The 12,375-nt window shown below is 48.6% G+C and carries 12 protein-coding genes; 6 read left to right on the top strand and 6 right to left on the bottom strand.

Annotation, left to right across the window (positions count from 1 at the left end):
• Window positions 1-386: 386 nt before the first annotated feature.
• Window positions 387-518 carry a DUF5710 domain-containing protein gene (locus tag WS95_RS35790; RefSeq protein ID WP_257139909.1) on the bottom strand — a complete coding sequence of 44 codons (132 nt, stop codon included), beginning with the start codon at window positions 516-518 and terminating at the stop codon, window positions 387-389.
• A gap of 111 nt (window positions 519-629) precedes the next feature.
• On the opposite strand from WS95_RS35790, the gene WS95_RS34990 reads away from it, so the two are divergent.
• A complete protein-coding gene (locus tag WS95_RS34990; protein WP_156444527.1) occupies window positions 630-1,007 on the top strand; it encodes a hypothetical protein in 378 nt (125 codons plus the stop codon).
• A gap of 1,164 nt (window positions 1,008-2,171) precedes the next feature.
• Window positions 2,172-2,609 carry a replication/maintenance protein RepL gene (locus WS95_RS34985; protein ID WP_156444526.1) on the top strand — a complete coding sequence of 146 codons (438 nt, stop codon included), beginning with the start codon at window positions 2,172-2,174 and terminating at the stop codon, window positions 2,607-2,609.
• Between the two features lie 94 nt (window positions 2,610-2,703).
• Here the strand turns inward: WS95_RS34985 and WS95_RS20965 are convergent, their stop codons facing one another.
• On the bottom strand, window positions 2,704-3,645 hold the full coding sequence (locus WS95_RS20965; protein ID WP_059825506.1) for a hypothetical protein: 942 nt from the start codon (window positions 3,643-3,645) through the stop codon (window positions 2,704-2,706).
• Between the two features lie 14 nt (window positions 3,646-3,659).
• On the bottom strand, window positions 3,660-4,049 hold the full coding sequence (locus WS95_RS20960) for a hypothetical protein (RefSeq protein WP_059825503.1): 390 nt from the start codon (window positions 4,047-4,049) through the stop codon (window positions 3,660-3,662).
• 303 nt (window positions 4,050-4,352) lie between these two features.
• On the opposite strand from WS95_RS20960, the gene WS95_RS20955 reads away from it, so the two are divergent.
• The 4 genes from WS95_RS20955 to WS95_RS33775 all read left to right on the top strand — a co-directional run bounded on the left by WS95_RS20955 (window position 4,353) and on the right by WS95_RS33775 (window position 7,878).
• Window positions 4,353-5,174 carry a hypothetical protein gene (locus tag WS95_RS20955; protein ID WP_059825499.1) on the top strand — a complete coding sequence of 274 codons (822 nt, stop codon included), beginning with the start codon at window positions 4,353-4,355 and terminating at the stop codon, window positions 5,172-5,174.
• A 31-nt stretch (window positions 5,175-5,205) separates the two neighbouring features.
• Window positions 5,206-6,060, top strand: coding sequence for a hypothetical protein (locus WS95_RS20950; protein WP_059825495.1), 855 nt, complete (start codon window positions 5,206-5,208; stop codon window positions 6,058-6,060).
• 85 nt (window positions 6,061-6,145) lie between these two features.
• Window positions 6,146-7,441, top strand: coding sequence for a DUF6402 family protein (locus tag WS95_RS20945; RefSeq protein ID WP_059825492.1), 1,296 nt, complete (start codon window positions 6,146-6,148; stop codon window positions 7,439-7,441).
• Window positions 7,438-7,878 carry a hypothetical protein gene (locus WS95_RS33775; protein ID WP_212167776.1) on the top strand — a complete coding sequence of 147 codons (441 nt, stop codon included), beginning with the start codon at window positions 7,438-7,440 and terminating at the stop codon, window positions 7,876-7,878. The genes WS95_RS20945 and WS95_RS33775 overlap by 4 nt, the downstream gene beginning before the upstream one ends.
• A 62-nt stretch (window positions 7,879-7,940) precedes the next feature.
• Here the strand turns inward: WS95_RS33775 and WS95_RS20940 are convergent, their stop codons facing one another.
• The 3 genes from WS95_RS20940 to WS95_RS34975 are packed head-to-tail and all read right to left on the bottom strand — an operon-like array spanning window position 7,941 to window position 12,231.
• Entirely contained in the window at window positions 7,941-11,564 is a 3,624-nt protein-coding gene (locus WS95_RS20940) for an AAA family ATPase (RefSeq protein ID WP_059825489.1), read from the bottom strand.
• Entirely contained in the window at window positions 11,561-11,866 is a 306-nt protein-coding gene (locus WS95_RS34980; protein WP_156444525.1) for a hypothetical protein, read from the bottom strand. Before WS95_RS34980 ends, WS95_RS20940 begins: the two co-directional genes overlap by 4 nt.
• The gene (locus tag WS95_RS34975; RefSeq protein ID WP_156444524.1) at window positions 11,863-12,231 is read right to left on the bottom strand and encodes a hypothetical protein; all 369 of its coding nucleotides are present in this window, start codon (window positions 12,229-12,231) and stop codon (window positions 11,863-11,865) included. The genes WS95_RS34980 and WS95_RS34975 overlap by 4 nt, the downstream gene beginning before the upstream one ends.
• Window positions 12,232-12,375: the final 144 nt, after the last annotated feature.

Here is a 12,375-nt window from a genome sequence, read left to right as displayed (position 1 = left end):
AGTCTGATATAGAATAGTCTGGAATCGAATATAGCACACAATCACCGCCGTGCGTGCAAGAGGTTGACATGGGTAAGGCCGAGCAATGAGCTGCTGCATAGGCGGCCGCGCGAATCTCGCTTGGTGCCGCTCGAGATCAGATCGACGTCGGACGCAGGAGCGAGCTGGGAACAGCCTAAAGCGGCGCCTAGAGAACCTATGGCTTCTGCCGCCTAGGCCGGTATGAAGAACGAGTGTTGCACGGCATCACTCCTTCCGTTCCCAATGAGGGATGCGAGTCTCCGTCTTGCTGGGCTTGTACTCCCTCGCGCGACCATCCCTGACCCGATAGAACTGCTCTTCCCTCTGTCTCTGTTTGTACGAGCTTGGATTGACTTGCTGGGCAGTCATCCACGAATGAAGGGCTGAATGTCGTCCACATCGACAACATACCAAGTCTTCCTTGCACTATCCCACTTTGCCCCAAGCTTCCTTGCTTTGTCTTTTTCCTTGAACGGAACGTTTAGATTTATTCTCATATGAATTCCCCACCAAGGAAGACATAAGAGAACTCAGCTCACTTGTCAACCAGTCATCGTTGACAATATTCCGATTCACAATAAAATTGGATAGGAAAAACAAGGAAAACTATGGAGATAAAAGAAGACATCATCGAAGCTTGGCTACATGTTCCAAGCTGGTGGATCGATATGGCAGACATCGACCCCAACAAAGAATCAGAAGAAATCGCATACCGCACCTCTGACATACCTATCATGGCGATTCATAGTCAGCGCGGTTTAGAGCGGTTCCAAAGTGAGGGAAACAGCATCCCTGGAACAGCAGTCATCCTAGCAAAAATGCAAATGGAGGATATGATGGAGTACGCCAATTACTTCTATAGCTCCAGCAGAAACCACGTTAGCTCCAAATGGGAACCCGTTGTCAAGTTTGATATCGAGCATGGAAAGTTCAAGCTACCGAGCAGCGCCGCAAATGCAATCAACTCAAGACGAAAGCTTAGATAATCCAGTTCGCAGCGGTACTTCAAGAAGTATCGCGGCATGGAACAGAGTGCCATCCAGCATGGCACAGTGGTGTGCCAAATTTTTCCGTACTCGCGCCAAGAAACCAATATCGGATCTTGCGGATGAACAGCGGTCGCCTGCTAACCATGTGGCACCTAAAGGTGCTTCTATCTGCTCGATCTGATGTGCTGTACGGGCGCTTGAGCGCGACTACCATCTGCTGTCCGGGCAGCAGACCCCCGAAGCCGCCTTCGGCGTTTCTTTATATTTCGCTTTCGCTACATTGCCGTCCTGACGGACGAAGTTAAATCCACCCGAAACTATCCGATCTCACTGATCGTGTTTTTAGCTCATTTTTTGAGAGCAAATAGCCTGTCGGCTACCTCTACCTATCTAGAGACAAAAAAAAGCGGTTTTGAGGTGTTTTTTCAAGGATTCCAGGCAATTCCTGATCAAAGCTCTGCCTAACGAATCTACATAGACTGCTAAGTCATCTTTGGGAGAGCCTTCGCTCTCCTTCTGGGCAGTCGTAGCTGCCTAAGACAAGTCTTCCATGCCTCACGGCAACTCAACCTCTGTCCACAAATCGAGATCTCCGTAGGACATGCCCCTAGGCAGCCTTCCTGAAGAAGAGCCTGCACGGCGATTGAGTGCATCAAAGGACAATATAGCCTGCTGTCTTGCAGACTCTACCCGTAGGGCACCGAGACCTGTACCCGTAGGGTAGAGAGGATGAGCTTAGATCCAGTTCCGAGCACTGGAGCCCGAAGGGCAGCTAGAGAAGCGCAAGCAAACGGGACAGAAACGCCGAAGGCGGCTTCGGGGGTCTGCTGCCCGGACAGCAGATGGGGTTTTTCAAAGCGTGATTGAATTCCCCTGTAGAGGTGCAATCCCGTAGGGTTGAAAATATCTCTTTATTAGATATAGATGTGAAAAAAGCGAGATCCTTGATTGACAAGGGTTTTCAGATGAGCAGCGAGCCACCGTACATGTCCACCTGGGTGGACACCCAGGATGGCACTCTGGTCGATCATAAAAATAGTTTAACTGACCACTGACCGGCCTCTTGACAATAAAAAAATATTCGTTATTTTCATGTCATGCATTAGGCCAATTTTGTCCACGCGGATGGACAAAATTCTCACTTTTAAGGAATAAATAATAATGACCTGTAAACAACAAATAGTGGACAGCCACACGGGGGAAGTCAAGTCAGAGAGAGTCTTGCCAGAGAATTTTGGCTTTGTGATGCTCTTCGAAAGCGAAATCGGCTCCCTAAGAAAACTCATTGGAGACAACCCCAAAGCGTTGGAGCTGCTACTTCTTTTAATGGAGCAAATGGACAAAACAAACAGCATCGTTGCATCAAGAGCCACATTGAAGGAACTGCTAGGACACTCTGAACGAACGATTACCCGCTCCATCGCTTATCTTAAGGAAAAGCAGGTAATCACAACCTCTCGTGCGGGCAGCACCGTTATCATGCATGTGAACGCAAAGGTTGCTTGGAAGAACGGAAGATCCAAAGCCAAGTTCGCGAAGTTTAATGCGACAGTATTGATCTCTCAGTCCGAACAGGATGAAAGACAAGACACGGCTTAACAAAAGTTCAAGCGCGTTGAACTATCTCTCGCTCTTCAAGGAAAAGCGAAAAGGAGCTTAACCAGTAAACTCCTCGGCGCCACCTTTGTTCGGTCTATCTCAACCGTGGGTGGCCGCGTTGCTCAATATGAATCTCTTGTGCAAGATCGTTCATGGCGTCCTCGCCGGTCTCCCATTCAATATTGCCTTCCTTCAGTCGATCAACGAGTCTCTTCAGCGACCGTGCCCTCTGGAGCAGATCACGCAACTCGTGGCCGGCCCTAATATGGCTCTGATGGTAAGAGTCGTATTGGATATTCACTTGTCTAATTCTCGTGTAGTGCTCGTCCCAAAGCTTTACCTCATCGCACTGCGGCTTAGCCGCCTCAAGGAACCGTAGCTTGAAGCTGGCCGCGCTCTCATCCGAATCCAAGGCTAGGTATGCTTGGAGTTCGTCCGGCTGCTCAAACGCAATGTATTTCAGGTAAGAGTCGTCAAAGTTGCCCACTCTTACGAACTGGCGATACAGCCTCCCTGCAAGCTCCACAAGGAAGTCTGCATACCCACCAACCACCACGTCCGCCTTGAACGATGCGAGGTCCTGCACTGCTTTTCCGTACACCAAACAGAGCATGGAATCGATGTAGATGTCGCAACTTTTCTTGATCGCAAGCACGTCATCAAGAAGTGAATTGCTATAGGCATTGAAGGCTCGATCAGCCTTCTTTAGGGCAATGTGAAGCTCGTTGATGAGTGCATTGGACTGCTTAATCAACTCCTCACTTTTAAGAAGCATCACCATTTCTTTGGTGTGGGTCTTCATATCCAACCAGTAGTTGTACATGGTGTTGTACTTGGTCAGAATTCCTTCATCATGCGCCTTCTTGTGAATCTCATACAAGGCATTGATGACAGGTGAGAAATCCACCAAGAAGTGCCTACCATCATCCCTAGAGCGCACTAGGTTGTAAAACTGAGGAATACCCAGCCCCTCAGAAACATACTTAATCTGTCCGTCAGTTCCTCTCACGAGGAGCGAAATCTCTGCGCTGTCCATTTTTGCACCGTAGCTTACTTGAAGTACCCAATATTTCCATCCCAAGCCTGCCATTCCATAGGGTCAACTACCCTAGCTCCATCTTCATCCAGATAAATATCGGTATAGCCCTCAAATGAGCGTTTAGGGGTATAGATATGAATGTTGATCGTGCCTCCCGCCTTGAAATCGTCTCCTTTATTATTTTCCACCAACAAGAGAAGCAGGTGATCGGCATTCAGTTTGGCCAAAGCTTCCGAAACCCTATCCTCCTCCACCTGACTCACGATTTCACCAGTGCGAATGGCAAAGTAGCTCTGTCCGCGAACATCAAGACCTTTCACGATCTTGTCAAGAGTATCGTTCTCAAGTTTTATGATCAGGTCTTTCAACTTCTCGTTCAAAGGAAGGTCAGCGGTCAGCATATGGATTTCCAATGGTTCAGATAGATCGATTCTACCCCCTCACCATGGCACTGGCAATTGCCACTCCTGGCAAGGATAATTTCAAAGACCGAGATGAAAAGAAAAAAACATCTTAACCAAAAGTGTGAAAGTGCTACCATTTCCATGATGGAATTTTGGTCGTTCGGCACCCCGACGCGTCGCCTTCTGCTCGTCATAAGCACGACCCTTGATTGCGGGCATGCGAAGAACCTAAAGGCGTTTTATTTAATCGCTTGAGATAGAGCTATAGCTCACAGTAATGTTTCTTTAAACTACAACCAAATGAAACCACATCGTCCCCACGGCCCTCTTCCAAGTGCGCTGGAAGCAAACGAACTGAAGCTAAGAGCATTTGAAATGATTCTTATCATCTTCTATATAGAAGATCTGCGGCGCTTCATTATTGGAGCCATCCGTGGCACTGACGAGATTTTTCAGCAAGATGACAGATTGAAGCAGCAAGATGAGGACGGCAAAGAGAAGGAGCCGAGCGAATCCAAGATTATGCGCATGGCAACCAAGGTGCTGGTCGACGAAGGCGTTATTTCCAAATCTGAGAAGAAGGAGTTGGTCACTCTAATCAACTACAGAAACGCCATCGGTCATGAGCCGCATCAATTGACCGTAGACGTTGGCTCCTATTCTGAGCTGGCTAAGACGGGGAAAAATTCAAGGCGATATGATCACACGATCCTTGAACGCGTGCAAAAAATAAGGGACAAGATTCACAAGGAAGTCGGCAAGAAATTCATAATACACCTTGATTTTGATTGCCTTATGTTTGAGGCCGCAGAGAAAACTTACCTACTTGAAATAAAGCGACTTAAGAAAAAGATTTCAAAACAGATCAAGCAGCACAAGGAGCGGGTTGACACAACCAATCAGATCATACAGTCCATTCCGAAGGATGTGTTCGACGCCGCGCAGCCATACCATCCCAGGCACTATAAGGGGAACGGGACTCTAACCGAGAGCGGCATTAATTGCGTAAACCAACTCTTCGCAGCGGGGGCCACTCCCTTAGCTGTAGCCCATCTGATGAAGATCTCGCTGAAGTCTTCCAAGAAATGGCACCTCAAGTTCCGGCTAGGTCAGCGTTACTAGATATCAGACTCACTAATGAGAGACGGCAAATATGAATCTGCTAGGTTTTCATAAAAAATTCAGCCTTCTTGCCCAAGAAGCGCATCTCACCAAGAATACTATCCTCTCTGGTTTCGATCTATTGCTCCAGGCGAACTTCTTCCAAGACAAGGATGGCTACTTCTACTCCGCGTTCTTCCATCTTTCCATCGGTATGGAGAGAATTCTTAAGCTGGCGGTGGTCACGCATTACATGCTCACCAATGACTACAAGACACCGACTATCAAGCAGTTGAAGCATCAGTTCGGACACGATATCCAGACGCTATATAGCGAGTGCCAGAAGCTAATGCCCGCGTACTTTTCGCCCTCGGCTCCGCTCCCTACCCTGACCTCTCACGATCAGGAACTCATCGGCTTTTTCACTGAGTATGGGTTGCAGTCTCGCTACTTCAATCTGAATGAGGTATGCGAAGCCAAAATGGAAAGGAGTCCTCTGTATAAGTGGTTGGATGTCGCTCGCTCGATCTACGAGCACTACACGCCGTGGCACCTCCGAGAACGTTCAGCGACGAATCTTCTGTACAAGATGGACCGCGCTGGATACCGCAATGGGTTCACCATGAACCTCACTGAAGACGGTCATCCTATGAGCCAGTTTGACTGCTTCCATAGGCAGCTTGTAATCGAGAAGGCTGCTCCGCTGGTGATCTGGCGTCTCGTAGAAGTCCTCCGACCGATCCACCTCCTACTGGAAGCAATGTCTGACAAGGCACGAGAGTATGAGATTGAGAAGAACATCTCTGGCATGGTGATTCCTCACTATGAAGATTTCTTCGTCTTCCTACTCGCAGATAAGGACTCGATCAAAAGAAGAAAGAAGTGGCTGTCTATTTTCAATTCTTAACCTTCGTCAGACTCGCCGTCCCTTCTTGCTCAATTGTCAGACCTATGATATTCATCTGGGTTCTGTAATTTGACAGCGAACTATTATGGGCGCAGTGGTGAGGAAGGTTCCATATTACACACTGGAACCCTCGTTTTTTCGTGGAACGGTTTGGAAGGAACGCCTTGGAGCCAGAGGTGCTGTTCCTATCAACACGCCTCAGCGAATCTCTTTCGCTAGACTCGCACCAGGCGAAACTCCCCCGCCTGCTCCACCGAAGCCCACTGCCGAACAGCTCAAGGCTCAACAAGCGGAAGCTGCGCGTCAGAAACTACTTGCCGAACAGGCGAAGAAGCAGCAGCCAAAAGAACCGCCAAAACCACAGCCCAAGATCGTCGAGGCCGAGGATCAGGACAAGATCCCCGAGTTCGATCTTCAGGATGTGCCTGGCGCAATGGACAAGATTGGTTGGCCTGTCGCCGCCAAGATCGCAAGGAAGTGGTTCGCCAGCCCGAAGCACATCTACAACGACGATCCCAATTCGGTGCAGCCCATCGATGACACCACCGTCACACTCAAGTGGGCATTGGGGTTCGGCAGTGTCCAAAAACGGTATGACGAGCTGATCAGCAAGAAGATCTACTCACCTGCTGCTGCAAAAGAGGCCAAGAAAAAGATCACCAGGCACCTCAAGTCGATCTTTATCGACCAAGGTTCTATAAACCTGTCCTTTGATACATCCGCATTCGTAGGCGATGAACGCCAGTTCCATATTGACTGGCAGTACCAGTTTCAGGATATCCCAACGAGTGCGACTCTTGATGGCTTAGCGCTAACGGATCTGACAGCAGCGCTTGGAAACTTCAATTTGTATGCCGCCGTAGGACAGGTTGATGTCAGTGCTGAAAGATACTTCCAGTATGACAAGGAAAAGCAAACGAAAGCATATTGCATCGATCCCGTTGCAACCATCACACACATCTACGTTTACCTGAAAGACAACTATTCCTTCAATGATAAAGGTGATGGGAACAGCCAATATCTTGGACACTGGAACAAGAAGGACATGATTCTTTCTTACCGTGCCGCCGTCAGTGACTTGATCGACGGCAAGAAGGTTCATACTCAGATGGGTAGTTCCGAGATCACGGAAACCACTATTAATTGGCCTTATCTACCGGGCGACCCGATAGACAAGCCGGTTGATAAGAGGCCCGGATTTGGGAAGCTATTAGAGAAGAATGTGTACTACCCCGTCTACAACAAGACCTACAATGAATGGCGTGAGAAGCACAACAGGGGCGGTGATTTCATGATCTACAGCAAGCCCCTGCTTCTCAAACTGAGAAATCCCATTTCGATTAAATTGGATACGATATGTCGAGCACCAGAACCAATGTGAAGAAGAAGCGCCGCATCGCAGCGGTTGCTATCGCTCTACTCGTGTTGGTAGCTGGTGCAGCCACGCTTACCTTTTGGGGCAATCACGATTACACAGATTGCCAACGCCATAACTACAATAGCAAGCTAAATGGTGGAGTGAAGGAGTTTGATGGAAAAAAATACACCATCAACATTTGCGGAAGTGGAACAAACAACAGCCACTTCTTTGGTGATAGCTTCGATGCTGTTGTCTTGACGATCACTAACGAGCAAGGCGATGTCGTAGCGAAACGTCGATACAAAGTATTTTGGGACGGCGTACCCGGCCATGAACCTCTAGCCATTGGTAAAAATAGCATCACATACCAAGATGATGAAGAACAGGCAGATCACACCATCGCCATGCCACCTGGTTCTATAGACTGGATAAGAGCCCGACTGCCCTTCTTCAATTAGAAGACAGAACAAGCACCTTTCGGGGTGCTTTTTTGGTCCGCTGTTAGGTGAACCAGAGATATTTAAATAGGCTTGTTCTTATCGACTTTGTGCCTATCACGCTCCACTATGTATTTGACGGTATCGCTAATCATTCGCTCGACGGTCAATTCTCTTTCCTCGTCATTGGGTAGGCTCGCCAAGTACTCGGCCTGCTCCTGCTTAATGCGTTCAGCAGCCTCCTTGAGCCAAGCTTCCGTTTCACCCAAGTTGTATCTCAACTCAGAGAGTAATAGCATTTGCGCTTGGTAGTAGGTCAAATCCTCTTCTTCTTCCTCCACCCCACGCAAGGCGAACATAGATTGCTTGACCTCAGAGACCGTTGGGACGGAGCTAACATAGGGTTCTTCTTTCTCTACCTTGGCTTTCTTCTTGTTGCCAGTGCCTCTGGTGTCAAACATGTCATCGATCTTCTTGCTGACATAGGCACGCACCGCATACTGCCTCTCCTTGGTAGTATCGAACTGAGACTTGTCCGCATAAACAGCCTTGCCCTCTTTCGCAGCCTCCACAATCCATTCCTTGGAATCTTTCCAGTTCCAGCCCAAATTCATGACCAAGCGCTCTTGCATCTGTTCGTAGGTGGGAGGAACAAAGGCATGTAGAGCCTTGTGTACGTCCTTGAAGGCTTGCTTGATGGTTTCTTCAGTTACTACCTTTTTATTGGCTTTTGCAGAAGCTGCTTTACTAGCTTCCAAGCGAGCCTTCTTCTTCTCAAGCCTCCTCTGCAAATCCACCGCACGATTAGGATTGGTTTGCTCTTCGCTCTGGATAATATTGCGAACATCCAATAAACTGATTTTGTCAGAAGCTCTACAGTAGGATTGCTTGACTGCTTGATATTCAGATTTGACAGCAAAGAAGGTGTAGTATTGCGTATTTCGTGTTGCTGCCACATTGAACAACTGAGCATTGTTCAACGCTGATTCTTCGCCAACATGGAAGGTTTGCGTCTTGGTCACACCCTGAGATTTATGTACCGTCATGGCATATCCAAGGTTGATCTTGGACTTCAACGGATTGACCGTTTTCCGCTGTCCATTATCGAAAGCGATAACTAGAGAACCATCTTTAGTCACCTCTTTGATCGTGCCGAAGTCTCCATTTTTGACCTCCTTGTTGTTCTTCTGGATAACGATTCGATCACCCACATAGAATTCTTCACCAGCAACCGTAACCTTCTCTCCAAGCTCACCTGTCCTGGCACGTTGTGCCTGAATCTGGCCGTTTAGCGTGTCGACCGTCTTGTTGGTGGAGGCAAGCAAGATCTTCTGCTCGTAGGTTTCAGGAGCCTTGGAGAACCTATCCATGACGTCCGTGAGCATCTGCTTGGTGGTGTTGTACTGCTGAACACGGCCAGTGGATTCCAGCAGATCGAAAGCTTCCACGATGTGTGTAGCTGCCTCTCTATCGGTTTGCCAAGCTTCCAATCGCTCCTGAGCGGTTCCACCACGTGCGGCCATGCTCTTCTGGCCCGAGACAGTCTTCGCCACTTCCAGCGCATCCTTGTTCTTCTGGCGGCTTATTTCGGAAAGGATCGTGGTGTATGGCTTTCCAGCGTGCTCCTTGATGAACTCGTTGAAGGTGTTCCCGGCAGATACGGGATCGAGCTGGTTGTTGTCTCCAATGAGCACGAGCTTGGCGCCGGCGGCCTCCACCGCCACCAACAGGCGATGGTAATTGCGCGTGCCGATCATGCCTGCCTCGTCCACAAAAATGATGTCGGTGGCATGGAGCTCCACCTTGCCCTGCTCCACGTCGATCAGAAACTTGTCGATGGTGGCTGCATAGTCGGTTCCAGCCTCGTGAGCGATGGCACTGGACACCTTGCCGGTAGGTGCCAAGCCGTAGGTCTTCCTGCCTTTGGTTCTGGCGATATCTACAGCATGGCGCATAGCAAACGACTTCCCAGTGCCTGGAAGACCCACGACGATGCTCACTCCGAACGGCAAGAACACATTTTGTATGTACTCCTTCTGTTCTTCCTTGAAGGTGAAACTGCCTGCTATCTCGGCCTGCTCGATCAGCTTCTTGACCCACGAGGTCTGTACGCGGTTGTCGATCAAGGTGCGCATGAGCTCCATGTTCTGGTACTCCAGCTCGGCCAACGAACGCAAAGTGAAGGTTGGTTGGTCAAATGGGCTGTTGCTGTGCTTGGTGGCCCGTGGCAGTGCAAAAATGTCTGGGTGATCGCGCAGCATGGCGTCAGCTACCCATGCGGCTTCTACGCCAAGGCCGCGGTATTTGGCGATGTCTCGTATCAGATCGTTGCGGGTGAACTTGGGACTGCGATTGGTGAGGTTTTCCAGGATCTGTTCATCCGACCAGGCACGGCGGATCTCCTTCACCTGGTCTGCCTTCTTCATCTTGATATCGATCTCCGCAACCTTCTGGACCAACTGCTCCTGCTTCTCATGTAGGGAGACGATCTCCTTCTTGTTCACGAGCTCGCGTTGAACCTGCTTGTTGTACTTTCGAGAGGAAAGAAATTCGTAGTCCTTCTGATATTTCTGGTTGGTTTTGGCAACCTGCTTGAGGTAGGCGTCCTGGTTCAACTGACCGCTGGTGTACTGAGCTTCCAACTCCCCCAACTCGTTCTGGCACTTCTGGTAGAGCTCACGCTTGTCCAGATCGATGCGGTCCTTGAGCTTCTTATCGTGGGTGTATTTGGCACGAATGGCACGTGTGGTTTCGTCGTCAAAGGCAACTCTGAAATCCTTGATCTCTGAGATGCCCCCACCTGCCTTGCCCTCCACTACCTGGAAATCTTTGTCGTAGGCTTCAATCGCAATCTCGGGTAAGCGCTCGGCCATCATCTGAAGCACGATGGACTTGAACTGGAAGTCCACCCTCTCGGCCGTCCCGTTCTTGAAGAGCTCTCGTGGCTCGATCACACGGTAGGTGCCGTCCTCGAAGCGAATGAGGTTGGAGACGTTGCTGTGAATATGAATGTGCGGATCTTGCTCTCGATTATCCAAGTGCATGAAATCGTAAAAGAGCATTTCCCCACGCTCGCCATGTAGATCAACAAGCATTGGGGAAATGATCTCTTCCATAGCCTTGTGCTTGGCCTCAAAGATGATCTCCTGCATCGCTTTCTTCTGCTCAAGGCTCAACTTATCTGAGAAGAACAGGTAAGAAAAGGACTTGTCCAGAGAGAAGATAAGCTCCAAGGAAGTGCGGCGATTCGTTACCACCTCCTCCTTGATCTGGTCCAAGGTGAAATCGACACGGATCGCATCTTTCTTGTCTTTACTGCCTTTCTTTTTTAGGACGGTAAAACCACGCTTGATGTCCTTCTTGGATACCTCTATACCGTTTGGATAGTCGGGTGTCGTCAATATGTGCTTTACCTTGGATTTGATATTTAGGGACTTCTTCACATCTGGGTGCTCACCAAGCTCTAGCTCTGAAATCACATTGAGCTTCTTGATGGTTGCCTCACCAAGCAGATCAAACCTCTCAGCCAATCCTCCTGAAATTCTAGTCAGGTTATGAACAGTAAATTCCCCTGACTTTGCATAGTAGGCCATCTTGGGATCAGCCTGCATGTCGTCCAGGTCATCCAGCACATCTTGAACTTGCCTCTGTAGGTACTTCTTGTAATCGAATCCATGGGCAACGCTTCTCCACTCCACATTAATCATATCTTACTTTTCTTATTGTAATTTTCTCGCTCTTTCAAATCACAATTGAGTGATTCATTGAGCTTTTTCCTCTCCAAATAGGCACTAAACTCTTCTTCAGAAAATAGCCTTCCATCTATCCAATATTCGTATGGTTTGCCCTCAAGAAGCACAGCAGGCCCATCCTCTCGGTGAAGGACCCCATTGCGGTAATGCTTCGTATAAATGGATGCAGTGTCGATTCCTGTAGCAAGGTCAGTTGTGATGACTTTGAATTCCGCCTCCCCTGAAAAATCATCTGGTAGTTCTATTGTAGTACTCATTTTTTACCCCCCTCTTTATTTTCTCTTTGTTTCTTGTTTGGATCGTATGACCAAGTACCCTTCTTCTCATTAGCACGCATCAGGCGCTCTAGAAAGTCACGCTCTCGTTGCGAAAGCTGAAGCTCAATATCCAGCTTTTCCAGAAAGAAGGACAGAGCTTCGTTTAAACGATCAAGTTGAAGCCGCTCGACTTCAAGGAAGGTCATGACCTTGTTGTGGGACTCCAAAACTTGGTTGTACGTGCCTCTTTTGTGAGCCTCTTCGTACTCTTGAAGATAGAGCAGATATTGATTAACTGACTGAAAGCGTCTTTCTTTTGATTTTAAAATTAGAGCCCCATCGATTCTGACAGATTTAGTCGTCATTTTTATTCACCCCTTTTTATTGATTTTAACGTGAAAAAGGGAAAAGTAAAGAGATGACCAGGGTGTCCTAGACAGAAGCCTTGTACTTAGAGGGCTAGGAGCGTGAGCACATATGGAAAAGTCGCAGACTATTCCGTGTGTGCT

It is taken from the genome of Burkholderia sp. MSMB1826, assembly GCF_001526325.1.
In the GTDB taxonomy this organism is placed as follows: domain Bacteria; phylum Pseudomonadota; class Gammaproteobacteria; order Burkholderiales; family Burkholderiaceae; genus Burkholderia.
This window is presented reverse-complemented; position numbering and strand designations above follow the sequence as displayed.